The sequence below is a fragment of the Lactobacillus equicursoris DSM 19284 = JCM 14600 = CIP 110162 genome (assembly GCF_001434815.1).
Lineage (GTDB): Bacteria > Bacillota > Bacilli > Lactobacillales > Lactobacillaceae > Lactobacillus > Lactobacillus equicursoris.
This window is the reverse complement of the sequence record NZ_AZDU01000008.1, coordinates 1-25,382: the sequence shown is the minus strand read 5'-3', so window position 1 is coordinate 25,382 and position 25,382 is coordinate 1. Positions and strand designations below refer to the sequence as shown.

The window sequence follows — 25,382 nt, the reverse complement described above, 5'->3', positions numbered from 1 at the left end:
TTTTCATCCAATCAATTGAATTTCCTAGATCCAAAAGTAAAGACATGCAAAACATGTTGAAATTTTATGTAGAGTTCACGGAAAAACAGGAGAAAGTTTATGGATGACAATGAAATGTGGAAGGCAGTTCAAACTTGCGACCGCTGTAAGCCTAACCTGCCGGGCTATGACCTTGATTCCAACCTGGCTATGCCGCTGGCCTGGAAGCTAAAAGACTGCTCCTTGACCTGGAAAAGGGCAGGAAAAAACGGCTGATTAATTTCAGTCGTCTTTTTGTTTATATTTATTTGATAAAGCCCTTAACGTAGTGGTAAAGGTGTTTGCGTTCTTCTGCTTTTAATTTAGCCTTCTTGGCTGCCAGGGTCTTATTGTAGCTAGTAGCCTTGATGTTGTAGCTGTCAGCCTTTTGGTTATATTCCTTGACCTCGGCTTGCTTTCCCAGGCTGGTCGTAATGATCGTCATTGGATTCAGCCAGGTGCCATTGTCCTTGTAGTAGTTCTTGTAAGGGTGACCCTTTTTGGTGATGTAGTCCTTGCTGGTCTTGGTGACGCCCAGGTGGAGGTGAGAGTCGGTCAAGCGGCCGATCTTTTGACCCAGCTTCAGCTTTTGGCCAACCTTAACGCTAATGTCGCTCCGGTTAAGAAAGGCTTCTTGGTAGATTTCCACATAGCCATCGTCTGAGACAACCCAGACATAGTAGTCAAGCCCTTGTACGTAGGCGATCTTTTTGACGGTGCCAGGGTGGACGGCTAAAACTGCTGCCTTATTGCCGACCTCGCTCCAGCCAAAGTCCCAGCCGTCATGGAAGTAGGACTTCTTCGGGTAGGTCCGCCGGCAGATGTCGGTTTTCCCGTAGCGCTGACCCGACAAGTACTTGATCTTCTTGGTGTAGCACTTAGCAAAAGGATAGCCCCAAATCTGAGACTTGGTAACGGTTTTCTTTTTCTTTAAGGCCTTTGGCTGGGTAGCAATCAGTTTAATGTCGTCAGCTACGGGATAGCTGTGAATGTAAAAGCCGGCAAAGGCGAAGAGGCCGATGAAGACCAAGATGGTCAAGATGGTTCGCCACTTTTTGCTATTTTTTTTCTTCTTGTTTTTCTGATTTTTTTTCGTACTTTTCTTACTACTCATTAATATAAAAAGTCCTCTTTGTTAAACAACATATGCTCATCCAAATCGGGATTTAAAAAGAGCTTCAGATCCTGGCCAAAATTGTGGGCAAGCTGTCGCTTTGCTAAATCGGCAATTTTGACCCACTCCAACTTGCCTTCTCTTGAAGACTTGATCTCTCCTTGAAAGTGGTCTGCCCGGTAAAAGAAGACCAGGTAGCGGTGGTCCTGTTTGTCAAAAAATTGCTTAAAGCCAACTAAGCGGGGATGGTCGATGTCGAGATTGGTTTCCTCTTTAACCTCTCTAACCACCGAGTCATGAACTGATTCGTGCTTTTCGACGTGGCCGCCCGGAAAGGCGAGACCAGGCCAAACCGGGTCTTCCCGTTTGATGGTTAAGACGCGGTCTTGGTTCACGATCATGCACATGTTGGTCAAGGTTACTGCTTCAGTGCGATCCATATTCCCTAAAAGCCTCCTTAGCTTTTGATAGTCAAAACTTCTCTCTATTATAGCACGCTGGTTAATTTTTTGCAGAAAAGCCCTTTTGCTTGGGCAATTATGATAAAATTTATTTCTGTAAAGGAGCAGATTTTCAATGAATTTAAGACTAAATCGCCTGGCAGAGATGGTAGATCCTAATAGCCGGGTTGCCGACATTGGGACCGATCATGCCTATTTGCCAATTAGACTGGTGGAACAGGGCAAGGTCAGCTACGCCATCGCCAGTGACGTGGCCAAGGGACCTTTGGCTAATGCCGAAGCCGACATCCAGGCAGCCGGCTTAGCTGACCAAATCGAAACCCGTCTCGGTTCAGGCCTTGAGACCGTGAAAAAGGAAGACCAGATCGATACGGTCGTGATCGCCGGCATGGGCGGCAAGCTGATGGTGACTTTGCTTAGCGAAGCTGCCAGCCGGGGCGCTTATTATCCGACCTTGGTCTTAGAAGCCAATATCGGCGAAAACAACGTTCGCCAGTGGCTGATGGATAATCGGTATGAAATCGTCGAAGAAGACATTGTGGCTGAAGCTGGCCACATCTATGAGCTGATCAAGGCCAAGCTGACCGACCAGGTTCACCCTCTGACGGTTAAGGAAGTGGAATTTGGCCCGCTCTTACTGAAGCAAAAGACTCCCGTTTTTTACCAAAAATGGGAAGGGCAAGAAAAATACTACCAAAAGCTGCTGGCAAATTTGAACAAGGCCAAGCAAAAAGACGAAGTGCGGATCAAGCAGGTTGAAGACTTGCTGGCCATGATTCAAGAAGAACTGGCTCACTAGGAGGCAAAGATGACTCAGGTAAAAGAAATCGTTGCTAAGCTGAATGAATTTTTCCCAGAAGCAATTGCGACTGAGGGCGACCCAGTTGGCTTGCAGATCGGGTCACTTGAAGCGCCGGTGACCAAGGTCATGACCACTCTGGACGTTCGGCCTAACGTGGTCGATGAAGCCATTGAGCGGGGCGTAGACCTGATTATCAGCCACCACCCGCTGATCTTCCGTCCAGTTGATAACTTGGACTATAGCGACCCGCAAAAGGCCATGTACGCCAAAATTATCGCACATGGCATCACCGTTTACTCTATTCACACCAATTCCGACAAGGCGCAAGATGGGTCAAGCGACTGGCAGGCCCAGGAACTGGGCTTAGAAAGGGTCGCACCTTTTGCCCTTGACAAAGACGGCATCGCCATTGGCCGGCAGGGCTTTTTGCCAAAAGCAATGACTGCCCGGGACTTTGCTGAATATGTCAAGGAAAAAATGGGCGTGGACATGGTGCGTTTAATTACAGCTGATGAAGCAAAGTCCATCAGCAAGGTGGCTTTCGTCTGCGGGGACGGCAACAAGTTCTGGCGGCAAGCCCTCAAGGACGATTGCGATGCCTACATTACCGGGGATGTTTACTACCACACGGGCCATGACATGATTTCTAGCGGCCTGACCGTGGTCGACCCAGGCCACTACACAGAAAAGCTCTTCAAGTACGAAGTGGCTAAGCGCCTCCAGCACTGGCAAAAAGCGGCCGGCTGGCAGACCGAAATCTTGATCAGTGAAGTATCAACTGATCCTTTTCACAATATTTTTTAGATAGATTTTTTACCAGGAAGGAAAAGAAAAATGGAATATCCAACCCTGTTGCCAAGATTTTTAAAGTACGTCAAGATCAACTCCCGCTCAGATGAGCACGCAGACCGCTTCCCATCTACCCAAAGAGAAGTGGACTACCAAATGGTGATCATAGAAGAATTGAAGGAACTTGGCTTAAGCGACGTTCACTATAACGAAAAGGCCGGGACGGTCATCGCTGAAATCCCATCTAACGTCGACTGGGACGTGCCAGTGATGGGATTTTTGGCTCACTGTGACACGGCTGACTTTAATTCCGAAAACGTTAAGCCGCAAATTACCGAAAACTACGATGGCGTATCCAAGATTCAGTGGGGGACAGCGAATTTTACTTGGATCCAGCCGTTTTCCCTAATCTAAAGAAGTACAAGGGTCAGACTATTATCTCTGCTTCTGGTGATACTTTGCTCGGTGGGGACGACAAGTGCGGCGACAGTGAATTGGTTACTTTCGCCGAATACCTCTTGGCTCACCCAGAAATCAAGCACGGGACCATCCGCCTAGGCTTTACCCCGGACGAAGAAATCGGGACTGGTGCTCAGCACTTTGACGTAGAAGACTTTGGTGCTGAATTTGCCTACACGGTAGATGGCGAAGGCCCAGGCAAATTGGACTGGGGAACTTTCTCAGCTGCCCAATTTGAATTGGACATCCAAGGCGTCAACGTCCACCCAGCCGTTGCCAAGGGGCAAATGATCAACGCCATCCAAGTGGGGATCGATTTCCAAAACTCCCTACCTCAAGATGAAGTGCCAGAAAAGACTGATGGCGAACAAGGCTTTTACCACTTGATGGACTTCTCAGGAACGGTTGACAATGCCCACCTGGCCTACATCATCCGCGACTTTAAGCGCGACGGCCTGGAAGCCCGCAAGAACCTGGTTAAGGAAAAGGTTGCCGAATTAAACGCTAAGTACGGCGAACGGATCAAGCTGAAGATGTGGGACCAATACTACAACATGGCTGATGAACTGGCCAAGCACATGGAAATCATCGACCTGGCCCGGGATGCCTACAAAGCCTGCGGCTTAACCGAAATCAACGAAGAACCAGTTAGAGGGGGTACGGATGGCTCCCAGCTTACTTACATGGGCTTGCCATGTCCAAACCTTTTTGCCGGGGAAGAAAACATGCACGGCCGTTATGAATACACGGTTTTGGAATCCATGTGGAAGGCTGTTGACGTCATGATCAAGATGGCCGAACTAAACGCGGAAAGAGCTAAATAGAATAACCAGAAAAGACTGCTGATTAGCCAGCAGTCTTTTTTGTTAAAAAGCTTAGATCACATGTTCTGTGAATAACTTTGGTGGAAAAAGGGTGTGAAACAAAAAACGATGTTAAGCCTTTACAGGCTTTTGGATAAAAATACTATTATACCGGCTTTGGTTGCTTGCGAATCAGACTTAAAAAATAATGATAGCAAGTCAAACTGTTAAGAAAAAATAGATACAAAAGCTGTAATATCGGGATTTATTGCGTTTTACATTTTTTAGCAAGTGTAAAATATCCAGCGTGGAACAATAACAAGTAGTAAAAAGAAAAAATGGTAAAAAATAGCAAAAGAAAAAGGCAGTCAATGACTGCCTTTGATTACATTTGTGACTGGATGTAGTCGAGCATTTGGTTGACTTCATCACTGGTGAAGTTGCCCCGGCCTTGCTTCATGGCGTGCACCTTTTCAACAGAAAGGTGACTGGCAAAGGCCAAACTCGTGTCACTCACGTCGTGCTTGCTTTGAAATTCGATGATTGTGTCTGAAAGTTCTTCTGGTTTCATGATCTTCACTCCTTCATCTTCATAAGTTAATTTTACCATTTTTTAAGGATGAAGGCGTGAACTTAAAAGAAAACTTCCGAAAAATTAGTAAAAATTAGTGCTGATCTTGGTGACCGGCCAGTAGCGGAGAACAACCTTACTCAAGAGGTAGCTGCGCTTAACTTGACCGAATTTGCGGGAGTCCTTAGACACGTCTCGGTGGTCACCCATGACCCAGTAGTAGTCCTTCTTGATTTTCACCTTGAAGTTGCTGGTGTAGTTGGACCCAGCCAGGTTGTCGGCCTTCTTATATTTGTTATTAAGGTATGGCTGAGCGACCTTTTTGCCGTTGATATAGAGGACGTCATTTTTAGATTGGACAGTGTCGCCAGGCAGGCCGATCACCCGCTTGATGTACATGGCGCCGGCTTGGTCAGGGGCCTTGATGATCACGACGTCGTTACGTTTAGGAGTAAATTTGCGCACTGCAATCAATCGGTCGCCATCTTCAAAGGTTGGCTGCATGGATGGGCCAGAGACCACTTCATTGGCTAAGAAGAAGGAGAAGACAACATAATAGATTGAGACAAAGATCAGGAACATTACCAGGACGTCACGGAAAAATTTGCCCCAGCTTTCTTCTTCAGCGGCTTGCTTCTTTTTATTCATTGATTAAAATCTCCTTTTATTGTCTATCAATTCATTATAGCACTTGTTGTTACAGTAAAATATTCTTTTCACGTTCAAAACGGAAAGGAGAGCAAAGAATTCTTGGAGAAATTTTCTATAGTGTTGAAGCGCATAATATTTTTACTTCTTGACAATCATTTGATTAGTGATAGCATTGAATACAAAAGTAACTGTTATCAAGAAAGAGGGAATCTTAATGAGTAAGCACAAAAAAACATTTGTTTCATTTCTGACTGCGATTCTAGTTATGGCCGTGTGTTGGGTTATGCCAGAATCAAAGCAAGTACTTGCTGACACTAATGAAACGTATGGTGAAACCGCCCTTTATAAAGGTGTTAGTTCAGCTAGTACAAACCGAGTTCATGCAAAAAAAGGATATAAAGTTGGTGTTTCAACTCGCGGTAAGAAAGTTCGTGTGAAAATTTTTAGATACGGAAAATTGGTTCACTCATATACGGTGAAAACTTCTGGTATTAAAATGAAGTTTAGGAATTTCAGTGGGTCAGGAGATTACTCTGTTAGAGTTTACAACAATAGTTCAAAAACTTTGATGGCAGGTGTCGAAATTTGGGCGTACTAAAATCTTAATGTAGCTTGTTAACTAAACTGATAGAATACAAAAGTAGAGAAATCAAAAAAATCTTCGAAATGAGTTTCGAAGATTTTTTTGATTTTATTCATGCAGGGGCGGCATCTGGTCCGCCCTTTTTTACTATCTCTTCAGAAAAGGGGATGAGATTGCACTGGACAGCGTTGTACTGGTAGTAGGCTAGGCGCTTTGGCGGGCAATGGAGCAGGTCCAGCAGCTCCTTGTCAGAATATTTCTGCTGGCTGATCATAGAGTAGACATAGGACAAGCGCAGGTTGGTCAAGGTCAGGGGCATAGGGGAGAGGAGATCCTTGTCTGGCTTGACTAGCTGCATGATATTGTTGCTGCTGGCATATGGCTTTCCTGACCTAGAAGCAAAGATATAGGGGTCGGGATTGTCTGCAAAAGAAAGAGTACCAGTTAAGTAGTCAGTCATGTCAGCTAAATCATCCTTGACATCGCTGGATCTAAGACTTAATAGCTCTTTAGCCTGGTAGCCCAGGGCAAAAAGCTGCAAGAGCCATAAAGTTAAAGGATGCTGGACATAGGGGATCAAGGCTGGCAAGTGGTCCTGCCAGTCAATTACATAGGTCTTGCGGCACTCAAAAGAGTAGCCTTTCAAATCCAGCAGGTGGTAGGTCGGGGTGATACCGGCCAGGGCCAAGTAGTAGAAGTACTTTTTGATGTAGGAGACATACTTGTTGACGGTCGTAACCTGCAGCTTCTCCTTGCTAGACAGCTGTTGCAGGTAGTCTCTGACATTGTTGGCCGTGATCTCGTTGACCTCGCTTGATGGAAAATTCACTTGGGCATAAGTGAAAAAATGGTCCAAGCAGTAATTGGCGTTCTCAATTGACTTGGAGCTGAGCCTTTGCGGGCCCCGGCACCAATTTTCAAAGCCGGTTTGGTGAGGGTACATAAGTTGCTCCTTTATATTTATCTATCGTTTAAGCTTCCTAATTGTTACTACAATAATTATAACACAATAGCGCGGCTTCGCCGCGCCCAACAAAACAAGGTTAACAAAAAGTATGTTGATAAGAACTGTCCCATTGACTTTCTGGCAAAAAAGCCAGAAAAATTGAACGCCGATTGTAAAATCAAATTGAACACTGTTCCGATCCAGTAAGAAAAAATGCTTTCACTGAATCAGAGCACAAAAAATCTATTTCAACCATCTGGTAGAATATGAATCACCACAAACATTTCTAGAGAGGTTAAAATGGATCATTCATATTCTAACACTAAACCACACCAAAAAGGCAAACACCTTACGTTAAACGACCGGACTACGATCCAGGAATTGCACTCCAAGGGCTTCTCTAATCGTGCTATTGCTAGAGAACTTAACTGCTCACCTAGCACGGTCAGGTATGAGCTCAAAAGAGGCACAGTATCCCTGTATACCGGCAATCTGAAGCGGTATAAAGCTGTCGAAGGACAAAGCACTTACGAACTACATAGAAGCGAATGCGGCCGCAAGAGATTGTTTCTTCGCAGACATAAGTTTATTGACCATGTTTCCCGCTGCTTCCATAATCGAGGCTGGTCTCTTGATGCTTGCGTGGGTTATGCTTTGGCTGAAGGGATCTTTCAAAAGGATCAGATCGTATCAACCAAAACCCTGTATAACTACGTTGACTTGGTCCTAATGGACATCAAGAACGGTGATCTTCCAGAGAAGGTCAAGCGCAATACAAAGACTCGCCGTGCCCGTGTAAACAAGCGTATCCTGGGACGAAGCATCGATGAACGTAGTCCTAGAATCGAAAACCGTAAGGACTTTGGTAACTGGGAATGCGATCTGGTTCTTGGACACAAGACTAAGGATGACGATGTGTTGATTACTCTGTGCGAACGAAAGACTCGTCAGTTCTTCATGATCAAGATTGAGAATAAGACCTCAGTTAGCGTTATGAAGGCATTTGATAAGCTTCGAGAATACTATGGATTCAAATGGAATCAAATCTTTAAGTCTATCACAACCGACAACGGTTCCGAGTTCGGGGATCTATCAAATCTTGAGCAAGTTTCCAAGACGCTTGTGTACTATGCTCACCCTTATACATCTTGTGATAAAGGTAGCATAGAGCGGCACAACGGCCTTATCAGACGCTATATCCCTAAGGGAGGTCGTATGGATAAATACAGCGTGGAAGACATTGCTAAGATCGAAGTATGGTGCAACTCTCTTCCTCGAAAGATCTTAAACTACAAGACTCCAGAAGAGTGCTTTGACGTAGAGCTTGACCATATTTATCGGCGTAGATAGTCAAAATCTACCAGATGTTATTGGTAAGTGTTCAATTTATTCTTGCAATTGACGATCTTTTTATCTTTTACTTTTATTTAGTAAAAGAGGGACTTTGCAAAATGTGGTAAAGTTGTAGTAAATACTTTACTAAGAGTGTGAAAAAAATGGACAATAAGGAATATTTTATCGATTGTGACGGGATGCCGGTCCATGCTAAGTTGGACTTTCCTAAAAGTAAACGGGATAGCTATCCGCTCTTGATTATTTTTCACGGCTTTACCGGCCAGATGGAGGAGCGGCATATTGTGGCAGTTAAAGATGCTGCTAATCGTGCCGGCTATGCGGCCTTGCGGGTGGACCTATACGGGCACGGGGCCAGCGGTGGCAATTTTGCCGACCATACGATCTTAAAGTGGCTGAACCAAGCCATGGAGCTTGTGGCTTATGCTAAAAAGCTCCCATTCGTTGACAAAATCTTTTTGGCCGGGCACTCCCAAGGCGGGCTGACCGCTTTGATGACAGCCGGGATGCTGCCAGGAGAGATCGCAGGTCTCATTCCCTTGTCACCAGCTACAGTGGAAGTTTATGGTGCCCGAAAAGGAGAGCTGTTTGGCGTCAAGTTTAACCCTGAGCAGATGGAAGACGAATATTTATTGCCAAGGAAAAGTCGTAAGCTGAAGCCAGAATTCTTTTTAACCCTGCGGCTGCTTCCCCTAGAACGAGCAGTGGCCAGTTACCATGGGCCGGTTTGCCTGATCCACGGGACGAGCGACCAAACTGTACCATTTGACTACGCCAAGATGCTGGCCGGGATGGAGCGGAAGGCAACTGGCGACTTCACTTTTGTGCCAATTGCTGGGGCTGACCACAACTATACTGGGGATGGGCAGCTAGATGAGGCTACTTGTACAGTAAAGAAATTTTTAGAGAAACAGTTATAGTAAGCGAGATCCTTAGGGTCGAAGTAACTAAGTAGAAGCTTTTTTTATAAAAAAATTATTTCTTGATATAGATCATTTTTTGTTAGATTCTTTCTCACTATAATGATTACATAAATAAAGCAATAGTGGAAAGGAAAACTAACATGAAAAAATATATTGCAAAAATTGAACCATTGAACGCCCTGAAGATTGGCTACGAAGCTCACGGCCAAGCTGAATTTACGGTGGAAGGCAACAATCTGCACATCAAGGTGGAAATGTTCGACACTCCAGAAAACATTGAACACTGGGAACACTTTCATGGCTTCCCAGATGGTAAGGAAGCATCAGTGCCAACTATTGAACAAGACACCAACTTGGATGGTTACATCGACTTGATCGAAACTGAACCAGTTTCCGGTACCACCATGGTGCCATTTGACGATGCACCGCACGAAATGAACATCCCTCACGATGGCTACCCAGTTGCTGACGCAAACGGCCACTATGAATACGAAAAGGATGTGCCGCTGGACAAGCTGCAAGCTAAGTTCAAGGAAGCCTTCGGCTCAGAAGACCTGCAATTAGACAAGCGGGTTGTCTACGTTCACGGCATCCCTGACTCTCTGGCCCTCCCAGATACGGTGGCCGGGGAAGTGATGTGCTACAGCGCTAACACCACCTTGCCAATTGCTGCCGGCAAGATTGAAGCTGCCCAAGACTAATTTTTTCGCTAATCTCCAACAATTACATTACTTTACTAGCAAAAAGCCACTGGAACGATTCCAGTGGCTTTTGTCTTAGTTTTGATCGATTTACCCATTTACAATGGTTCTGACGCGCTGACCATTAGCGATCTTCACTTGGTCATCGAGGCACATTTGCACCATGTTGCGGATTGACGTGGTGGTGTAAAAGGCAGCGTGCGGGGTGATGACAACATTTGGCATCTTGGAGAGAGTCTTGAAGTCTTCGGGAATCTCGTCATCGCTGATCCCCTTGTGGCTAAAGTAGCTGCTTTCTCCGGCCAGGGTGTCAAGACCGGCACCGGCAATTTCACCGCTTTGCAGGGCCTTGATCAGGGCCTCAGTATCAACCAGTTCGCCCCGGGCACAGTTGATCAGGTAGGCGGAATTCTTCATTTCCTTGAATTGGGCTTCGCCGATCATCTTTTCCGTTGATGGGAAAAGTGGGGTGTGGAGGGAGATAATGTCTGCTTCTTTTAAGACCGTGTCAAAGTCGGTATAGGTCAAAAATGGCTCAAATTCTGGGTTGTAGGCGACATCGTAAGCGATGACCTTGGCGCCCATGGCGCTGAAGATTTGGGCAACCGCGGAGCCGATGTGACCAACCCCGATCAAACCGACCGTCAGGTTGTAAATTTCGTTGCTGATCATGTCGGCTGGCCAGGTGAAGTCGTGGTCATGGTCCATCCGGTACTTGAAGATCCCGATCTTTCTAAGCAGGTACATGGCTTGGGTAACCGTCATTTCAGCAATGGCGCGCGGGGAGTAAACGGGCACGTTGGTGACCAAGAGGTCATACTTTTTCGTATAGTCAAAGTTGATGGTGTTAAAGCCGACAATCCGGAGGCCAATGCACTTAACCCCGTATTCGTGCAATTTCTTGTAGACTTCTTCTTCAGCAATCGGCCCAAGTGGCTTTAAGGAAACGCTGGTGCAGCCTTCTGCCAAAGAGACGGTTTCAGCGGTTAATGGCTTGTCGGTTGTTACGACTTCGACATGATTCTTTGCAACCCATTCGTTGATATGGTCAACTTCAATGGGAGCGACATTGTACATTGCTATTTTCATAAATTTGCTCCTTTAACTTTTGCTTTGTTTTCCAAGTCTATTGTAGTAAAAAAGAAAACTATTAGAAAGGGCTTTTTCCTGCCTTGAAACTGGCGAAAATGGACTTCAGCCAAAAGAATAAAGCCATCAGCTTAAGCTGATGGCTTTTCTAGTTTCTTGAAGTTGAGATTTTTCCGGTAAAGGGCGTAGCCGATTAGACAAGTGAGGACGTCACTGACCGCTTGGGCCCAGAGGATACCGTGATAGCCGGCAGCATTTTTTAATAGCTCTAAGGCAAAGAAGTAGATCACGCCTTGTCTTGACAGGGCCATGATTAAGGCTGCAAAGCCGTTGCCGGTAGACTGAAAGACAGTGGTGTAAACCAGGATTAAGCCGACCAAGGGCGTAGTGATCAAGGTGGCCAAGAGCATGTAAGAGGTGCTAGTAATAATGGCCGGCTTGTTCATAAAGAGGGCCGCAATTGGGTGGGCAAAAATAAGCAAGATCGCAACTGAAATCACGGCATAGACAACTTCAACCAGCATGTCAAAGCGAAGGATTGCTTTTAGCCGTTCCCAGTTCTTGGCCCCGTAGTTGTAGCCAATCAGCGGCTGGGACCCAAAGGCAAAGCCGACCATGACTAAAACAACGATATTATAAATCTTCTGGGTAATACCAAGTGCCGCGACCCGGCTAGCTCCATAGCCAGCTAAAGAAGAAGTTAACAGGGCCATGCCAAAGCTTTGGGCAAAATTCGTAATTGATCCGGGAATCCCGATCTCCATGATCTCCTTGATGCTGGCGCCATTGATTTTGACCAACTTGGGATTCAAGGTGATGTAGCGGGCCTTTTTATTGACGTAGTAAACCAGCATGAAAGAAGTTACGGCATAGCCGATCACGTTGGCAATCCCTACGCCCCAGGCCCCCATCTTGAAAACAAAGAGGAAGATGGGGTCTAAGATGATGGCGGTAATGGTGCCGACCAAGGTGGTTACCATCGATTCTTTAGCCAGGCCTTCGGTCCGGATCAAGTTTTGCGGAATTACTGAATAAACGATAAAGACGGCGCCAAGAGCGATGGCCTGGTAAAAGTCGCTGGCTGCTTGGTAGGTGGCAGGCTTGGCCCCTAAGAAGCCCAGGATCGGCTTTTCAAAGGCCAGCATGAGGGCCGTGGTTAAAAGGCCAGAAATAATCCCGGCATACTGGCAAAAACTGGAAACCCGCTTGCTTAAAGCGAAGTCTTTTTTGCCATAGAGGCGGGAAACGAGTGAAGACCCGCCAAGACCAAAAATATCCGAGATGGCGATCAAAAAAGTAAAGAGCGGCGCGCCAACGGTAACGCCGGCTACGAGCTTGGTGTCGCCGGTTTGGGCAACGAAGAAGGTATCGGCCAGGTTGTAGATCATCGAGGTAATCATGGCTAAGACCAGGGGCAAGGACAGCTGAAAGTAGACCTTCTTCACTGGAGCCTTGGCAAAGAGTTCATCCATTTTCTATTTTCTCCTAAAACATTGAATATCTAACCAATTCTAACATAGTTGACTAAATATTAAAGGATAGACTTTTCAAAAAAATCTTGACTTAAACTTAGCTTTAAGTATTAGAATGAGCTTGTAAGTTGAAAAGAATTGCAAGTAATTGATCAATAGATTTTTACAGGAGGGAAAACATGAAAGCAGCGGTATTTGAAGAAGCAGGCAAGGTTGAAGTTGAAGACGTGGCAATGCCGACCATTCAAGATCCAGAAGACGTCATCATCAAGGTGGTGAGAACCTGCGTCTGCGGGTCAGACCTGTGGGCCTATTCAGCTGGCGATGCCAAGGAAAAGCACTCCGTCAACGATGGCCACGAAGCAATTGGAATTGTGGAAGAAACAGGCAGCGCCATTACGACGGTAAAGAAGGGCGACTTCGTCATTGTGCCCTTTACCCACGGCTGCGGCCACTGTGCAGCCTGCCTAGCTGGCTATGACGGGACTTGCGACAACCACCCAGGCTACTCCAACTGGGGCAATGGGTCACAAAGTGAATACATCCGCTTCCCATACGGCAACTGGGCCTTGGTTAAGGTACCAGGCAAGCCAGAAGACTACACCGAAGGGATGCTGAAGAATCTCTTGACTTTGGCTGACGTTATGGCGACTGGCTACCACGCTGCTCGGTCTGCTAACGTTCAGCCCGGCGACAAGGTCGTGGTCATTGGTGATGGGGCAGTTGGCCAATGCGCTGTCATTGCGGCTAAGATGCGCGGGGCTTCCCAAATCGTGATCATGAGCCGGCATGAAGACCGCCAGCAGATGGCTCTGGAATCAGGGGCAACGGCCTTTGTCGCTGAAAGAGGCGAAGACGGGATTGCCAAGGTCAAGGAAATCTTGGGTGGCGGCGCGGATGCTGCTTTAGAGTGCGTGGGCTCTCAAGCAGCTATGGACCAAGCCTTGGGCGTTTTGCACAAGGGCGGCCGGGTTGGCTACGTGGGCGCGCCACACGAAGATGGCTTAAACATGGGGATGCTGTTCTCCCACAACATCTCAGTTGCCGGCGGCAGTGCCAGCGTTACGACTTACGACAAGCAGCTTTTGCTGAAGGCGGTTTTGGACGGCGACATCAACCCTGGCAAGGTCTTCACCAAGACCTACAAGCTGGATGACATCAACCAAGCTTACCGGGACATGGCTGACCGCAAGACCATCAAGTCTTATGTTGTTGTGGACTAAAAGAACAAGTGTAAATATTGAAATAATTTGAGTTATAGAAGTAAAAAAGATCCGAATCATTGATTCGGATCTTTGCTTTTACGATTCAAATTAGTGGGTAAGCTTGGACTTCATCAGATTGAGCATGGTGGAGTCAGCTGGACTAAGTTTCATAACTTTTGGGTGGCCCATGTAGTTATTGGCTTGTGCTACCGCCCAGGCACTGTTCTTGGTCCAGAGATCATCCTGGAAGGCATAAGGGACGTTAAAAGCATTGACTTAAAGCTCACTTTAAGTAATACAATAAAATAAAAGCTAATCTGTATAGTGAAGGGAAAAATCAAATGAAAAAGAAAAAAGTACTTTTAGGTATATTGGCTATTGCCAGCCTCTTTTTAACGGCCTGCTCTAGTCAAGCTGACACTAGTACCAAAAAGACCGTCGTTACCGGCACCCCGACCATCTTCTTCCATGGCTATGGGTCCAGCTACCACGCTGAAGAGCACATGGTGAATGCCGCTAAAAAGGCCGGCGCTGTCGACTCTGTTATCCGGGCGCAGGTAGCCAAGTCGGGCAAGGTCACTCTTTACGGCACCTGGAAAAAGGATGCCAAAAATCCCGTGGTGGAAGTGGGCTATGACAATAACCGCTCTCAAAACTACGAGCTTTTAGGCCAATATGCGACTAATGTTGTTAAAAAGCTGCAAAAGCGCTACGGCATCAAGAAGATGAATATGGTTGGTCACTCCCAAGGCAATGTTTCCATCATCTACTATATGCTGCAAAATGGCCAAAACAAGAAGATGCCAAAGCTAGTCAAACAAGTGGACATGGCTGGACACTTTGATGGGCTGAACTTTGAAGGACTGCCGGCAGCGACTCGCCAGCCAGCTGGTCTTAAGCTGGACAAAAACGGCAAGCCTAACAAGATGAATTCTACTTATAAAGAAATGACTGGCGTCCGCAAAACTTATCCAAAAGGTCAAGTTAGCGTTTTGAACATCATTGGCGACAAGGGCCATGGGACAGATGGAACAGTTGAAAACATCTCTTCCCTTACTTTAAAATACCTAGTAGCAGACCGGGCCAAGTCTTACAAGGTGGTTAAATTTACTGGTAAAATGGCCCAGCACTCCAAGCTCCACGAAAATCCTAAAGTTGACAAGGTCTTGATCAAGTTTTTGTGGGGCAAATAAGCTATTTTTTGCTAAAAATGCTAAAATTAAGCTGAAAACCTTTGGTCTCAAAAAGAGCAGCTTTTGGCAAGAAGTGGGGTAAGAGCGATGGCTAAATTTAAAAACTATCACTTGGACAAGTACATCGATTTTGAGGACAATTATGGTCCGATTATCGAAGATAGTCCGGAATTTGGGCAGATCTTGCTGGACAACAAGGATTGCCTTGAAATGTTTACTAGAGAGCTGGAAGCAAAGTTTACGGAGAAAACCGTCCGTAAGCACTTGTCAAATGTCGAAGTTTACTTAAATGACTTCTTGGCTCTGCGGCTAGGTGAAGGCCCGGGTGAGGGCTGCGACGTTGACAACTTGAACAGCTTCTTCTCCTGGATGCCGAGCCACCTGATGTACAGCGACGAAAGCACCGTCAAGGACACCATTGCCGGTCTCAAGCGCTTTTTCAAGCTAATGCTGGACAAGGGCGTGATTGAAAAGGTGGAATATCAAGAATTCCTGGAAATGGTCAAGGACAACAAGGAATACTGGCTAGAAGAAATGGCCCAGTTTAACAACTTTGATGATGACAGTGACTTCTTCTTTGACTATTAAAGAAAAGGCGACCTATTAGGTCGCCTTTTTGAGTGTCTTTGCTTTCTTTTTGTCGGTCTAATCTGGTAGAATTGGAGCAATATTAAAAAATTTGAAAAATCACCTTTATAACATTGTGGAAGACAATATTTTGCTGGACCAGAATGACCTGGAGCAGCTGGGAATGCAGTAATCATCGCCTTGAAACTGGGGAGCTATGCTTCTCAGTTTTTATTTTTTCAAAAAATCCTTGTTGACAACTTAATCCCAACTGCTATACTAAGTGTATCACTAATCATAGTACACTGATTACTAAATACTAGATACTACGGAATAGAAATGAGGACACATATGGAAGAGGTAATGAAAGTTACTAGCGTTACCAAAACTTACGGTAAGAAGGGGGAAAAGCAGTACCAAGCCTTAAAGGGAGTTAGCTTCACGGTGGAAAAGGGTGAATTCGTCGCTATCATGGGGGCGTCGGGTTCTGGTAAGTCAACTCTGTTGAATATCTTGTCAACCCTTGATCAGGCAACGAGCGGAGAAGTCCTGGTTAACGGCCACGACATTACCCGCCTCAATAAAAAGAAGCTGGCTAACTTCCGGGCTAAGGAAATTGGCTTTATCTTCCAGGAATTCAACTTGCTGGACAACCTAACTGCTAGAGAGAATATTGCTCTGCCCCTGACTTTGCAAGGCCTATCCACTAACCGGATCGATCCCTTGGTTGAGCAAATTGCTGGAAAGCTGAACATCCAAGACCTGCTTGATAAGTACCCAGCAGCTATTTCTGGCGGGCAAAAGCAGCGGGTGGCCGCTGCCCGGGCCCTGGTTCATGAACCTGCCATCCTGCTGGCTGACGAGCCTACTGGGGCGCTTGACTCTAAGTCTTCTCGCGCCATGCTGGACACCATGGAACTGTTAAATCGCCGCGACCAGGTTTCCATTTTGATGGTGACCCACGACCCATTTTCTTCTTCTTTTGCTGACCGCATTCTTTTTATCCAAGATGGGATCATCGGCAAAGAGGTCAAGAAGGGCGATTTGTCCCGACAGGACTTTTACAAGAAGCTGATCGCTGATTTGGGAGAAATAGAAGACTAAGAAAGGGCAGGAGAGTATGTTATTTAAATTATCGCTTACTGGGGTAAAGAGCCGGCTAAAGGACTATACGGTTCTTTTCTCCGGTCTCGCAGCCGCCAGCATGATCTTTTATATGTTTTTGAGTCTGGCCACTAACCCGCAATTTCTGAAAAGCAGTGGTGGCGGCTTGATCAGTGCCCAAACGACTACGGTTACCTTTGGCTTTGGAACGGTCCTTTTGGCCATCTTGACCTTGGTTTACTTATTTTATGCTAATGGCTTTTTGCTCAGCATGCGCAAGCGCGACTACGGCATGTACATGATGCTGGGGGCGCAAGCTTCTAAGATTGGCCAGCTGATCTTTCTGGAAACCCTGGTTACTGGCTTTTTGGCAACTGGGATTGGCTTGATCTTAGGGATCATCTTAACCAAGCTGGTGTCGGGCCTGATGGTCGCCCAGCTAGGCCTAACTTTAAAGCACTTCAATCCGCTTTACCTGCCAGCCTTACTCTGGACGCTTGCCTTTTTCACGGCGCTTTTTTTCCTGGCAGCTTTGTGGAATGCGGCTAAGCTGACCAAGACGGCAGTGATCAAGCTCTTAAAAGATGACCAAAAGCCTAGCCAGATCAAGAACCGTCCCGTCTTGCGGGCGATCGAAGGGATCGCTGGTCTGATCCTTTTGGCGATTGGCTACTTGGCCATGGCTAATGTTGAAAAACTGGTGTTAAAAGCCTTGCCAATTGCCTTGGTGACCATTGTTCTTGGCAGCTACTTCCTAATTTCAGCTACCTTTATCAACATTATTGACTTTTTGCGGAAACAGAAAAAATTCTTTTACCAGGGCATGCGGCCCTTTACCCTGGGACAGCTCAAGTTCCGCTTGCACGACTATACCCGAATCTTGTCAGCAATTTCCATCATGTTTGCCCTGGCCCTGGGAGCCATTACGGTTGGGCTGAACTTTAATAGCCTAAAAGACGCCCTGACTGACAGTCAGTATTACGATGCAATCATCTTAAATAATGACCAAACTGCTAATAAGCAGATCGAAAAGCTTGGCGGCAAAGCTCAAGCTAGTTACACATATAAGTATGATAGCAACAATGCCCGAATTTACTTGTTAAAGGCCGAAGTTGAACAGAACCCGCTCAAGATTAAGCGTTACATTAAGAATTTGTCTAGCAAAAAGTCGGAATCAAGAACTCAATCCGGTCTTTATGAGACGGTAACGGTGAAGGCAGACCAATTAACGGAAAAAGCAGCCAAGCAGGGCTTGATGGCTTCTTATAGTGCGGCCCAGCTTTTCTCTCAAACTGCCTCTAGGGCTGTTGCTTTGGACAGTGCCGCCTTTGCCAAAATCAAGGCTCAAAGTCAAACTGTTACCTTTTACAAGGTGAATAATTTTGCCCAAAAGGCTCAAGCCTTATTCAAGATTACCCAAAAACAGGAAAAGCGCTACAAAGAGGGCAGCAACGAATATTTGCTCCTAGAAATGACCAAGCCGGTTAGTTACCAATTAGTAGCCTCCATGTGCTCTGGCTTTGAATTCATGGGCTTCTTTTTAGGCCTCGCCTTCCTCATGATGCTGGCCTCAACCTTGATGTTCAAGGTTCTGTCCGGTGCGGCTAGCGACAAGCTCCGCTATGAGATGCTGCACAAGATTGGGGCGCAGGCGCGCGTCCTGAAGGCGTCCCTTCGAAAAGAAATTGGCGTCTTGTTCTTAGCCCCGGCTCTCTTAGGCGCCATCGATGTGCTTTTTGGTCTCCAGTTCTTTAAGCTGCTGCTGCCAAACCCATACAGCCAGATCTGGATTCCCTTTGTAATCTTTTTCATCCTTTACTTGGTCTACTACCTGATCACGGTTAAGCTGTATGAAGGCTTGGTAATTGAGGATTAAGAATCTAAAACTAATTATTTTACATTATTTTATCTATGCAAAAAAGCTTCCGCTAAGTGGAAGCTTTTCTTTTCTTCAAGAGATAAATAATACCAGCGATTACTAAGATTGCTAAAACGACCGGCATGAAGATCTGCTCGTAGCCTTGCAAAAATTCCTGGTAGGCGTTGCCGGCAAAGTGGCCCGCCATAATCAAGACCGTGTTCCAGACCGCTGTCCCTAAACTAGTGAAGAGGAGGAATTTCGGCAAGGAATACCGGCTCATCCCGGCTGGGATGGAGATCAGGCTGCGGACCACTGGGATAAAGCGACCAAAGAAGCTTGCGGTTTTGCCATGGGTTAAAAAATAGTTTTCGGCTTTTTCAACTTTTTCCGGACTGAGGCCCAAGGCCTTGCCGACCTTGCTTTGGGCAAAGGCAGTCAATTTTTCCCGGTTGAAAAAAGTTCCAACCAGATAGAGGAGCAAGGCACCGGCCACTGCCCCGATGGTGGCAGCAACGATGGCGCCTGGAACCGTAATGGCAGTCGTTAATGTCAAATAGCCGGCAAAGGTTAGGATTAATTCTGATGGAAGCGGGGGAAAGAGATTTTCAAGGGCGATCAAGCCGCCAATGGCCAGGTAGCCGTAGCTGGAAATCAGCTCGGTTATGGTTTCGTTAAACATCGGTTGACCTCGGTTATATGGAATAATTTTTCTTTTATGCAGAATAGCATAGCAGAAATAACCACTTAAAGGATTAAGTGGCTGCAAGCTTAAGAAATTGTTTGATTTGTTTAACTTAAAGTTTACCTAATCATCTTAAGTGAAGAGCGATAATTTTTAAGAAAACTAACCTAAGCACTTTAAAAAGTAAAAAGAAGACATTTTTTTAGCTGAAAACAATTTTTATGCACATTTTTGAGAATCTTTCTGCTATAATCATCTCAATACCTGTACGGAAACAGCCTAAGTTTAGTAGAAAAAACTGTTAAAAAGGACTTTTGCCAAGCAAAAGCCAAACCTTATAGGTAAGAAAATTGAATATCGTTCGTTTAAGGATCATTAAATTTATCCAAGGAGAGGTAAATATGACTAAAGTAAACATTGAACAAGCTGTTAAGGGTTACCTGGTATTTTCAGTAGAAGCAAGCACGGGCAAGCTTTTCCGTGAAGGTCGCTCCTACTTCGTAGGCAAGAGCTACCACAACCGCTACGTGGGCATCTTTGAAGATTTGTCCAAGGCTGCAGTCAACGCCAGCCAATACCCAAGCAGCAAGAAGCTGGTAATCTACGAAGTAAGCGGCTGGGGCGAAGTAACCGACTTTGGCGACAGCAAGGTCACTGAATGGCTGAAGCTGGACCAAATCGTACCAAAGAGCAAGTGGGCAGAAGCCATCAGTGCTAAGGCTAACTCCAACTGTGCAAGTCTGCGTGCTTTGGTAGCCAAGGTCAGCCAAGATGTAGCAGTTTTGCGTGAACTAGCTAAGGATAAGAACCAAGCTGTCCGCAAGAATCTGGCAGAAAATCTGGCAACTCCAGCTGACGTTTTGGCTGATTTAGCTAAGGATCAGTTCAGCCTGGTCAAGCAAGCTGTTGCTGCTAACGAAAACACGCCAGCCGTAGTTTTGGCTAGACTTGGCGCAGTTGAAGACAGCGTAAAGATGGCTATCTAATTCCTAAACAACAAATAAGAGATTAACGAGACGTTCTTCTAAGTGAAGAACGTCTTTTTTATTTTGCCATTCTACTTAAAAATATCCTGATTTTACTAACCTTGGCAACCTTCCTGTTTGGCCTCTTAACCGTGCTGGCAGTTGGCCATTGGGAAATCAAGACCAGCCAGGTCTACATTCGCGTTCATAACATGCGGATTGAGAGAATAATAGTTTAAATATTTATAAAATGTTGATTAAGTGTGAAAAAGTCATGAACAAGGTGAAGAAAATGGTATATGATGAAAACAGTAATTTATTACTGAAAGGGAATTCCCGAGGAGGGTAAATGAATCATCAAAGATTAGCCAAGTGGCTGCCGTACTTATTTTTGACTATGATGGCGATGGAGTTTGTTTTCATCCAGATGCGGACAGGACGCTTGATCATTGGTTCAGACAGTATTTTTCACTTTAACCAAATTTATGAAGCAGAGCAGCAAATCAAGAATCATAATTTCAGCTACTTCATGTCGATTTACGCCTTTCACCAAAGCGGGCGGGTGATCAACGCTGTTTATGGCCCGATTTTGACCTATCTGCTTGGCGCTTTGCTCTTGGCAGTCAAGAGCTGGTACCGGCTGCAGGTAATCACGAGCTTTTTAGTCTATTTAGTGGCAGGCTGCGGCATGTACTGGGCCTTGAAAAAGGCCAAGGTGAGACCTTGGATTGGTGCACTAATTGCCACTATCTACATGACCATGGGCTGGGTGCCCCGCTGGCAGATGGGGAGCAACTATTCGGCCATTACCGGGATGCTGGCCCCTTACATGCTGGTAGTCATCATTAAGATGCTGGAAGAAAAAAAGCTGCCCTGGATTGGACTAGCGGCCTTAATGACAATATCCGTTGAAAGCCACCTCTTGACGGCACTGCTCCTTTCGCTGCTCTTCTTGCCTTTCTGGCTGTACGGCCTGCGTAAAAGCGAAGAGCAGAAGCGGTTCATTCTGGATACTGCCAAGGCAGTTGCCGTAACGGTTATCCTGAGTCTTCAGGTGCTCTTGCCGCTTTTGTTGATTTCTAAAACCAACCTCTTGCACATGCCCCAGCGCATGAGCCTAATTGCTAATGCCTTGCACTTGGCCCAGCCGTCAAGGTCGATTAAAACCGGACTGCTGATTGATTCCAATACCCGAGACATCTTAAGCCGCTGGGTCCTGCTCTTTTTCTTGCTCCAAGCAGCAGCTGCAGTTATTTTGCGGAAAAAGCAAAAATTCAACTTGGCTATTACGGCATATGGCCTCTTGCTACTGTTCATCAGTTCTAAGCTATTTCCTTGGCAATTGTTCCAGACGAGCTTTTTGTCAAAAGATCTACAATTTCCATCAAGACTGGTGTCTATTGCATATCCGCTTTTGCTCTTAGGGGCTGGAATCAGTGCCGAATACCTAATTGCTTGGGCCAAGCAGCATGATGAGGCCATGCTTCAGCTACTCTTAGTTGCTTCTCTGATCTTCTTCACCGGGAGCCGAGTCAAGATGGTCAACAACCAGATCTACTCCAATTCTGGCTGGGGCTACATGCCAGGGGTTAAAAAGAGTCACACGACTTTTTTAGGAGAAGACAATGACCCTGACGATTTTGAAATTGTTCAAAATACCAGTCATACTGATCACCCGGGCTATTTCATCTTTGAGGCTCAAAAAATTGTGCCAGACTACCTGGCGGTCAAGAAAAAGGCAACGACTAAAAAGGTTAACTATTCCTTTTTTAACTCAGTCGTTTGGAAAAATCAGGGTGTAAAAAAGACTGTGATCAGTGGTGGCCGGATTAAATTGACTTGGACCAAAAGGCAAGCAGGTAAACAGCAATTGCCAGTGGTCACCTACGCCCAATCTAGCCTAACCGTGAATGGAAAGAAGGTAACTAACTATAAGAAGTCTCTGGTCGGCTGCCCGACGGTGCTGAGCAAGCAGGGGAAGAATACTGCCATCTTATCCTTTAACGATCCTTGTTGGGTCAAGGCTGGAATTGCCTTATCGCTACTCCTGAATATCCTGGCGGCCATTTGGCTAATTTTTGGCAAAAGACTTGCAAGCAAGGTGGAATTCAGATAAACTATAGCCTATCATACAAATATGCGTAGGGAGTAACCGGCATTACACGTGCACTCATGGCGTCAAGCTCGAAAGTAATTTCCGCTGTGAGTTTAAATGGTGAGACTATTGTATAGACTTTTTTAGCCTAGCAATAGTCTCTTTTTTATTGCCGGGCAGATTAGGAGGAATTTTTTGAAGGATTTTTATCTGCAAAGTAAAGACGAGGTCTTGAAGGAATTCAAGGCAAGCCCTAATGGTTTGAGTAGCGGTGAAGCCAAGGAACGTTTGGCCAAATATGGGGAAAATGCCTTGGTAGAAGGGAAGAAAAAGACCGTTTTCCAGGTTTTCTTAGACCAGTTCAAAGACCTGATGGTCATCATCTTGATCATCGCCGCCTTGATTTCGGCCTTTACCGGGGACGCGGAAAGCACCATTGTCATCATCGCCGTTTTAATTTTGAATGCGGTCTTGGGGACGGTCCAGCATGTGAAGGCCGAGAAGTCGCTAGAAAGCTTGAAATCACTGTCTTCACCAAGCGCCAAGGTCTTGCGCGATGGGCAAAAGGTGGAAATTGATTCGAAAAAGCTGGTGCCAGGCGATATCTTGGTGCTTGAAGCCGGGGACTTGGTTACCGCTGACGGGCGAATCTTGGACAACTTTTCTTTGCAAGTCAACGAAAGCTCCTTGACCGGGGAATCAACCAATATTGACAAGGCCGATATGGATTTTGACCAAGAACGGCCCCTGGGTGACCGGCTCAATATGGTCTATTCCAGTTCTCTGGTAACCTACGGCCGGGCCAATGTCTTAGTGACTGGCACTGGGATGAGTACTGAAATTGGCAAGATTGCCAAGCTGATGAACGACACCAAGGAAAAGAAGACCCCTCTCCAGCAGTCCTTAGATAAGTTTTCATCAAAATTAGCTACTGCCATCTTGTTAATCTGCTTGGTGGTCTTTGGCCTCCAAATTTGGAGAGGGCAGCCGCTCATGGATGCCTTGCTCTTTGCCGTAGCCTTAGCGGTGGCCGCTATTCCAGAAGCACTTTCCTCAATCGTCACCATCGTGCAAGCCATGGGGACCCAAAAGATGGCTAAGCAGCACGCCATTATTAAAAATCTGGCTGCCGTTGAGTCCTTGGGCTCAGTTTCCGTCATTGCCTCTGACAAGACAGGGACTTTGACCCAAAACAAGATGACCGTCCAAGATATCTACATTGGCGGGGAAGTCTTACAGCCTAACGAGTTGCGCCTTGACAACCAGCTCCACCGCTATCTTTTGTACGACGTAGTTTTAAACAACGACTCCCGCCTACAAGCAGATGGCAAGGGGATTGGTGACCCAACTGAATATGCACTCTTAGAAATGTACCGCCAGGTACCAGGCATTGATATGGGGGATGACCAAATTGCCTTAAGCGAGGACGATTTGCGGGACTTTTTGGACCGACAAGAAGAAGTACCGTTTGACTCGGACCGCAAGCTCATGTCCACCAAGCACCTGATCCATACCGTACCAACCATCTTTACCAAGGGGGCGGTGGACGTTCTCTTAGACCGCTGCGTCAGCTACCGGATCGGCGATGAAATCAAGCCGATGACGGCAGAAGCCAAGCAGCAAATCCTGGACCAAAACCAAGCCTTTTCTGAAAGCGGCTTGCGGGTTTTGGCCTTTGCCTACAAGGAAAGTGACGAAGAGCTAAACCTGGATGCCGAAAACGGCTTGATTTTTATCGGTCTCATTTCTGAAATGGACCCACCACGACCAGAAAGTGTTGCTGCCGTTGCCCAAGCAAAGAAGGCCGGCATTAAGACGGTGATGATCACTGGTGACCACAAGGTGACGGCTGTTGCAATTGCTAAGAAGATCGGAATTTTTGCAGAGGGCGACCTGGCGGTAACTGGCTTAGAACTTGACGCCATGAGCGATAAAGAACTGGACGACAAGATTGAAAAAATCTCCGTTTACGCCCGAGTTTCTCCTGAAAACAAAATCCGGATCGTTGACGCCTGGCAAAGAAAGGGCAAGATCGTATCTATGACTGGTGACGGGGTGAACGACGCCCCAGCCTTGAAGAAGGCGGACATTGGGGTGGCCATGGGGATTACCGGGACCGAAGTTTCTAAGGATGCCTCCAGCATGATCTTGGCTGACGACAACTTCGCGACCATCATCAAGGCCGTGGCCAACGGCCGGACGGTTTACGAAAATATCAAAAATGCCGTGATGTATCTCTTGTCCGGCAACCTGTCAGCCATCATTACCGTGCTCTTTGCCTCAATTGCGGGCTTGCCAGTGCCATTTATGGCCGTTCAGCTGCTCTTTATCAACCTGGTAACCGACTCTCTGCCAGCCCTGGCAATTGGGATGGAACCCGGGGCTAACGATATCTTGAACCGGCCACCGCGTGACCCTAAGGAAGGGATCTTGAACAAGCAGATGGTAACTAGGGTAACTGTGCAAGGCGCCTTGATTGCGGTCAGCGTTATTGCGGCCTTCTTGATTGGGCTGAAGACCAGCTCTGCTGTAGCCTGCACCATGGCCTTTTCAACCTTGACCTTTGCACGTCTCTTTCACGGCTTCAACTGCCGATCAGAGCACAGCATTTTCAAGATTGGTTTTAAAAATAACTGGTACAGCTTGGCTGCCTTTGTGGCTGGCGGCTTATTACTGGGCTTGATCCTGTTTGTCCCAAGTCTCCACAGCCTGTTTACGGTAACGCCGCTTGCAGGAGGTCAGGTCGGGATGATTGCCTTGCTGGCATTCTTGCCAACGGTGGTCATTCAGGCGGTGAAAGTGATTCGTGAAAAGAGCTAATTAGCATAATAATTAATATTTATAAAAAGATATCGAGTCGCTAAAAGATCATGCAACAAAGTTTGCATGATCTTTTTGGTATTTTGGCTAACAAAGTTTGGGGGAATTATTTTGTCTAAAAAGGCCATGGCTAACAAAGGTTGGGGGAACCATTT

At 46.3% G+C, this 25,382-nt stretch carries 23 protein-coding genes and 1 pseudogene; 16 read left to right on the top strand and 8 right to left on the bottom strand.

All coding sequences use genetic code 11. From position 1 onward, the window contains the following. Positions 1-99 precede the first annotated feature (99 nt). Positions 100-255 carry a hypothetical protein gene (locus FC20_RS10280; protein WP_008462412.1) on the top strand — a complete coding sequence of 52 codons (156 nt, stop codon included), beginning with the start codon at positions 100-102 and terminating at the stop codon, positions 253-255. Between the two features lie 28 nt (positions 256-283). Here the strand turns inward: FC20_RS10280 and FC20_RS02720 are convergent, their stop codons facing one another. Together FC20_RS02720 and FC20_RS02715 are read right to left on the bottom strand one after the other, a co-directional pair. Next, the gene (locus FC20_RS02720) at positions 284-1,132 is read right to left on the bottom strand and encodes a M23 family metallopeptidase (RefSeq protein WP_008462411.1); all 849 of its coding nucleotides are present in this window, start codon (positions 1,130-1,132) and stop codon (positions 284-286) included. Beyond that, positions 1,132-1,572: an 8-oxo-dGTP diphosphatase gene (locus FC20_RS02715; RefSeq protein WP_008462410.1), complete on the bottom strand. Its 441-nt coding sequence runs from the start codon at positions 1,570-1,572 to the stop codon at positions 1,132-1,134. Before FC20_RS02715 ends, FC20_RS02720 begins: the two co-directional genes overlap by 1 nt. A 136-nt stretch (positions 1,573-1,708) precedes the next feature. On the opposite strand from FC20_RS02715, the gene FC20_RS02710 reads away from it, so the two are divergent. The 3 genes and pseudogenes from FC20_RS02710 (at position 1,709) to pepT (ending at position 4,467) form a co-directional block, all read left to right on the top strand. After that, positions 1,709-2,392 carry a tRNA (adenine(22)-N(1))-methyltransferase gene (locus FC20_RS02710; RefSeq protein WP_008462409.1) on the top strand — a complete coding sequence of 228 codons (684 nt, stop codon included), beginning with the start codon at positions 1,709-1,711 and terminating at the stop codon, positions 2,390-2,392. 9 nt (positions 2,393-2,401) lie between these two features. Next, positions 2,402-3,199, top strand: a complete 798-nt coding sequence (locus FC20_RS02705; RefSeq protein ID WP_008462408.1) for a Nif3-like dinuclear metal center hexameric protein — start codon at positions 2,402-2,404, stop codon at positions 3,197-3,199. A 30-nt stretch (positions 3,200-3,229) separates the two neighbouring features. Then, positions 3,230-4,467: pseudogene (pepT, locus tag FC20_RS02700) on the top strand (peptidase T). Between the two features lie 364 nt (positions 4,468-4,831). Here pepT and FC20_RS02695 read toward each other — a convergent pair. Together FC20_RS02695 and lepB are read right to left on the bottom strand one after the other, a co-directional pair. Further along, positions 4,832-5,017, bottom strand: a complete 186-nt coding sequence (locus FC20_RS02695; RefSeq protein WP_008462405.1) for an LBP_cg2779 family protein — start codon at positions 5,015-5,017, stop codon at positions 4,832-4,834. 84 nt (positions 5,018-5,101) lie between these two features. Then, a complete protein-coding gene (lepB, locus tag FC20_RS02690) occupies positions 5,102-5,665 on the bottom strand; it encodes a signal peptidase I (RefSeq protein ID WP_008462404.1) in 564 nt (187 codons plus the stop codon). A gap of 217 nt (positions 5,666-5,882) precedes the next feature. On the opposite strand from lepB, the gene FC20_RS02685 reads away from it, so the two are divergent. Further along, complete coding sequence (locus FC20_RS02685; protein WP_008462403.1) at positions 5,883-6,266, top strand: hypothetical protein; 384 nt, start codon at positions 5,883-5,885, stop codon at positions 6,264-6,266. 97 nt (positions 6,267-6,363) lie between these two features. Here the strand turns inward: FC20_RS02685 and FC20_RS02680 are convergent, their stop codons facing one another. Next, positions 6,364-7,194, bottom strand: coding sequence for a site-specific integrase (locus FC20_RS02680; RefSeq protein WP_008462402.1), 831 nt, complete (start codon positions 7,192-7,194; stop codon positions 6,364-6,366). A 303-nt stretch (positions 7,195-7,497) separates the two neighbouring features. On the opposite strand from FC20_RS02680, the gene FC20_RS02675 reads away from it, so the two are divergent. The 3 genes from FC20_RS02675 to FC20_RS02665 all read left to right on the top strand — a co-directional run bounded on the left by FC20_RS02675 (position 7,498) and on the right by FC20_RS02665 (position 10,174). Further along, on the top strand, positions 7,498-8,547 hold the full coding sequence (locus FC20_RS02675) for an IS30 family transposase (RefSeq protein ID WP_008462401.1): 1,050 nt from the start codon (positions 7,498-7,500) through the stop codon (positions 8,545-8,547). A 146-nt stretch (positions 8,548-8,693) separates the two neighbouring features. Then, positions 8,694-9,470, top strand: a complete 777-nt coding sequence (locus tag FC20_RS02670; RefSeq protein WP_008462400.1) for an alpha/beta hydrolase family protein — start codon at positions 8,694-8,696, stop codon at positions 9,468-9,470. 143 nt (positions 9,471-9,613) lie between these two features. After that, positions 9,614-10,174, top strand: a complete 561-nt coding sequence (locus FC20_RS02665) for a hypothetical protein (RefSeq protein WP_008462399.1) — start codon at positions 9,614-9,616, stop codon at positions 10,172-10,174. 90 nt (positions 10,175-10,264) lie between these two features. On the opposite strand, the gene FC20_RS02660 is transcribed toward FC20_RS02665, so the two are convergent. Further along, complete coding sequence (locus FC20_RS02660) at positions 10,265-11,263, bottom strand: D-2-hydroxyacid dehydrogenase (RefSeq protein WP_008462398.1); 999 nt, start codon at positions 11,261-11,263, stop codon at positions 10,265-10,267. Positions 11,264-11,394: 131 nt separating this feature from the next. After that, positions 11,395-12,735, bottom strand: coding sequence for an MATE family efflux transporter (locus tag FC20_RS02655; protein WP_008462397.1), 1,341 nt, complete (start codon positions 12,733-12,735; stop codon positions 11,395-11,397). A gap of 179 nt (positions 12,736-12,914) precedes the next feature. Here FC20_RS02655 and FC20_RS02650 point away from each other — a divergent pair, with 179 nt between their 5' ends. From FC20_RS02650 to FC20_RS02630, 5 genes are all read left to right on the top strand, one after another. After that, entirely contained in the window at positions 12,915-13,958 is a 1,044-nt protein-coding gene (locus FC20_RS02650) for a zinc-binding dehydrogenase (RefSeq protein ID WP_008462395.1), read from the top strand. 323 nt (positions 13,959-14,281) lie between these two features. Then, a complete protein-coding gene (locus FC20_RS02645; protein WP_008462393.1) occupies positions 14,282-15,133 on the top strand; it encodes an alpha/beta hydrolase in 852 nt (283 codons plus the stop codon). 87 nt (positions 15,134-15,220) lie between these two features. Beyond that, positions 15,221-15,721 carry a hypothetical protein gene (locus FC20_RS02640; protein WP_008462392.1) on the top strand — a complete coding sequence of 167 codons (501 nt, stop codon included), beginning with the start codon at positions 15,221-15,223 and terminating at the stop codon, positions 15,719-15,721. A gap of 330 nt (positions 15,722-16,051) precedes the next feature. After that, a complete protein-coding gene (locus tag FC20_RS02635) occupies positions 16,052-16,804 on the top strand; it encodes an ABC transporter ATP-binding protein (protein WP_008462390.1) in 753 nt (250 codons plus the stop codon). Positions 16,805-16,820: 16 nt separating this feature from the next. Continuing rightward, the gene (locus FC20_RS02630) at positions 16,821-18,680 is read left to right on the top strand and encodes an FtsX-like permease family protein (protein WP_008462387.1); all 1,860 of its coding nucleotides are present in this window, start codon (positions 16,821-16,823) and stop codon (positions 18,678-18,680) included. Between the two features lie 52 nt (positions 18,681-18,732). On the opposite strand, the gene FC20_RS02625 is transcribed toward FC20_RS02630, so the two are convergent. Next, the gene (locus FC20_RS02625; RefSeq protein ID WP_008462385.1) at positions 18,733-19,344 is read right to left on the bottom strand and encodes a DedA family protein; all 612 of its coding nucleotides are present in this window, start codon (positions 19,342-19,344) and stop codon (positions 18,733-18,735) included. 404 nt (positions 19,345-19,748) lie between these two features. Between FC20_RS02625 and FC20_RS02620 the strand changes: the two genes are divergently transcribed. The 3 genes from FC20_RS02620 (at position 19,749) to FC20_RS02610 (ending at position 25,227) form a co-directional block, all read left to right on the top strand. Next, complete coding sequence (locus FC20_RS02620) at positions 19,749-20,333, top strand: hypothetical protein (protein WP_008462384.1); 585 nt, start codon at positions 19,749-19,751, stop codon at positions 20,331-20,333. A 328-nt stretch (positions 20,334-20,661) separates the two neighbouring features. Next, a complete protein-coding gene (locus FC20_RS02615; RefSeq protein ID WP_008462380.1) occupies positions 20,662-22,428 on the top strand; it encodes a hypothetical protein in 1,767 nt (588 codons plus the stop codon). A 174-nt stretch (positions 22,429-22,602) separates the two neighbouring features. Continuing rightward, positions 22,603-25,227: a cation-translocating P-type ATPase gene (locus FC20_RS02610; RefSeq protein ID WP_008462377.1), complete on the top strand. Its 2,625-nt coding sequence runs from the start codon at positions 22,603-22,605 to the stop codon at positions 25,225-25,227. The last annotated feature ends 155 nt before the right edge of the window (positions 25,228-25,382 follow it).

What these genes read in the sequence shown, in the direction of transcription:
- FC20_RS02625 (WP_008462385.1), bottom strand. Translation starts at nt 19,344, where the DNA reads ATGTTTAACGAAACCATAACCGAGCTGATTTCCAGCTACGGCTACCTG.
- FC20_RS02615 (WP_008462380.1), top strand. Translation starts at nt 20,662, where the DNA reads ATGAATCATCAAAGATTAGCCAAGTGGCTGCCGTACTTATTTTTGACT.
- FC20_RS02670 (WP_008462400.1), top strand. Translation starts at nt 8,694, where the DNA reads ATGGACAATAAGGAATATTTTATCGATTGTGACGGGATGCCGGTCCAT.
- lepB (WP_008462404.1), bottom strand. Translation starts at nt 5,665, where the DNA reads ATGAATAAAAAGAAGCAAGCCGCTGAAGAAGAAAGCTGGGGCAAATTT.
- FC20_RS02705 (WP_008462408.1), top strand. Translation starts at nt 2,402, where the DNA reads ATGACTCAGGTAAAAGAAATCGTTGCTAAGCTGAATGAATTTTTCCCA.
- FC20_RS02710 (WP_008462409.1), top strand. Translation starts at nt 1,709, where the DNA reads ATGAATTTAAGACTAAATCGCCTGGCAGAGATGGTAGATCCTAATAGC.
- FC20_RS02635 (WP_008462390.1), top strand. Translation starts at nt 16,052, where the DNA reads ATGGAAGAGGTAATGAAAGTTACTAGCGTTACCAAAACTTACGGTAAG.
- FC20_RS02665 (WP_008462399.1), top strand. Translation starts at nt 9,614, where the DNA reads ATGAAAAAATATATTGCAAAAATTGAACCATTGAACGCCCTGAAGATT.
- FC20_RS10280 (WP_008462412.1), top strand. Translation starts at nt 100, where the DNA reads ATGGATGACAATGAAATGTGGAAGGCAGTTCAAACTTGCGACCGCTGT.
- FC20_RS02640 (WP_008462392.1), top strand. Translation starts at nt 15,221, where the DNA reads ATGGCTAAATTTAAAAACTATCACTTGGACAAGTACATCGATTTTGAG.
- FC20_RS02630 (WP_008462387.1), top strand. Translation starts at nt 16,821, where the DNA reads ATGTTATTTAAATTATCGCTTACTGGGGTAAAGAGCCGGCTAAAGGAC.
- FC20_RS02680 (WP_008462402.1), bottom strand. Translation starts at nt 7,194, where the DNA reads ATGTACCCTCACCAAACCGGCTTTGAAAATTGGTGCCGGGGCCCGCAA.
- FC20_RS02720 (WP_008462411.1), bottom strand. Translation starts at nt 1,132, where the DNA reads ATGAGTAGTAAGAAAAGTACGAAAAAAAATCAGAAAAACAAGAAGAAA.
- FC20_RS02650 (WP_008462395.1), top strand. Translation starts at nt 12,915, where the DNA reads ATGAAAGCAGCGGTATTTGAAGAAGCAGGCAAGGTTGAAGTTGAAGAC.
- FC20_RS02660 (WP_008462398.1), bottom strand. Translation starts at nt 11,263, where the DNA reads ATGAAAATAGCAATGTACAATGTCGCTCCCATTGAAGTTGACCATATC.
- FC20_RS02695 (WP_008462405.1), bottom strand. Translation starts at nt 5,017, where the DNA reads ATGAAACCAGAAGAACTTTCAGACACAATCATCGAATTTCAAAGCAAG.
- FC20_RS02620 (WP_008462384.1), top strand. Translation starts at nt 19,749, where the DNA reads ATGACTAAAGTAAACATTGAACAAGCTGTTAAGGGTTACCTGGTATTT.
- FC20_RS02685 (WP_008462403.1), top strand. Translation starts at nt 5,883, where the DNA reads ATGAGTAAGCACAAAAAAACATTTGTTTCATTTCTGACTGCGATTCTA.
- FC20_RS02675 (WP_008462401.1), top strand. Translation starts at nt 7,498, where the DNA reads ATGGATCATTCATATTCTAACACTAAACCACACCAAAAAGGCAAACAC.
- FC20_RS02645 (WP_008462393.1), top strand. Translation starts at nt 14,282, where the DNA reads ATGAAAAAGAAAAAAGTACTTTTAGGTATATTGGCTATTGCCAGCCTC.
- FC20_RS02715 (WP_008462410.1), bottom strand. Translation starts at nt 1,572, where the DNA reads ATGGATCGCACTGAAGCAGTAACCTTGACCAACATGTGCATGATCGTG.
- FC20_RS02655 (WP_008462397.1), bottom strand. Translation starts at nt 12,735, where the DNA reads ATGGATGAACTCTTTGCCAAGGCTCCAGTGAAGAAGGTCTACTTTCAG.